At 37.1% G+C, this 1,231-nt stretch carries 1 protein-coding gene and 1 pseudogene; both read left to right on the top strand.

Annotation, left to right across the window (positions count from 1 at the left end; genetic code table 11):
• The first annotated feature begins 62 nt into the window (after positions 1–62).
• Positions 63–860 (top strand): PaaX family transcriptional regulator C-terminal domain-containing protein, encoded by a 798-nt coding sequence (locus tag HMPREF0023_RS04460; RefSeq protein WP_026056317.1) that lies wholly within the window; start codon positions 63–65, stop codon positions 858–860.
• A 123-nt stretch (positions 861–983) separates the two neighbouring features.
• Positions 984–1,231, top strand: a pseudogene (locus tag HMPREF0023_RS04455) (fatty acid desaturase); the annotation flags it as partial.

Here is a 1,231-nt window from a genome sequence, read left to right as displayed (position 1 = left end):
GTCGTTGAGCAAATGCTTAAGAAAAATAGTTTAATGATTATTTAGTTGATTATATGGAAAACATGATATTAATAAAAATGAATGCCCGTGATTTGATTGTCGATTTACTTTTAGGCTCACAAGGACGAGCAATTTCAATCAAACAGATTATTATCGCCGCAAAATTGTTTGAGATTAGTGAAAATAGTATTCGAGTGGCGGTAACTCGTTTGTCTAGCGAGGGTGTGATTGAAGCTATCGAGCGTGGTGTGTATCAATTTACACATCGATCTCATGAGTGGGCTGATGTCATGTTGAATCGAAAACGTGGTATTAAGCACACTAAAGTTTGGAATCATCAATATCTTGCAGTTTTTACTGGTGGGCTTGGGCGTGTTGATCGAACGGCACTACATCGCCGCGAACGTGTTCTGAAACATTTCGGCTTTAAGGAACTGGAACAAGGGATTTTTATCCGTCCCGATAACTTGGCAATTGAATTTGATGATTTGATCATCGAACTCAGAAACTCTGGTCTGGAGGAAAATGCAAGAGTCTGCCAAATCAATCACTTTGATGTGCATACAGCATCGAGTATCCCAAGCTTGTGGCCCACTGAAATCTTAAATCAGAATTATAAAAAATATAGTCAAATGATTCAGGAGTGGTTGCTCAATGTGCAGCAATTAGATTTGGAAGAAGCAACCAAAGAGTCTTTATTGTTAGGCCGCCAAACAATTTCCTTATTGATGAATGACCCTTTATTACCAGAAGATTTTGTGGATGTGGCTGGGCGTAATCAATTTGCAGCAAGTGTACAACAACTTGATCAAACAGGCTTGGCACTTTGGGCAAAGTTTTATGAGCTAAATACAGCTTAATTTTTTATCTAAGAATATTACAATAAATCTATTTTTAATTTATTGACAGAAATATTACATGGTTTAAAATAAAATTAATATTTATGTAAATACAAAAATAAGATGTGAAGGACGGATGGGAATATGAATACACAAGTCGCGATTAGTGATTTATTTAGCCGTGATGAAATCACTGATTTGACCAGCAAATCAGATTTGCATGGTAGTTGGGCTGTTTTTTCAACTTGGGCCGTAATTGGTGGTACCTTTGCTGTTGTTGCAAGTTCTTGGGAATATTTACCAAATTGGGGGAAGTTATTGTTGTGTATTGCTGCCTTAGCAGTTTTGGCTGGGCGTCAGTTAGCACTTGCCATTATTATGCATGATGCTTA

The sequence above is a fragment of the Acinetobacter sp. ATCC 27244 genome, from assembly GCF_000156555.1.
Classification (GTDB): Bacteria; Pseudomonadota; Gammaproteobacteria; order Pseudomonadales; family Moraxellaceae; genus Acinetobacter; species Acinetobacter haemolyticus.
Note: the sequence above shows the minus strand (reverse complement) of the source record. Positions and strands in the feature narration are given on the sequence as shown.

Bases quoted from the DNA above. Each gene is read 5' to 3' on its own strand.
- HMPREF0023_RS04460 (WP_026056317.1), top strand. From the start codon at position 63: ATGATATTAATAAAAATGAATGCCCGTGATTTGATTGTCGATTTACTT.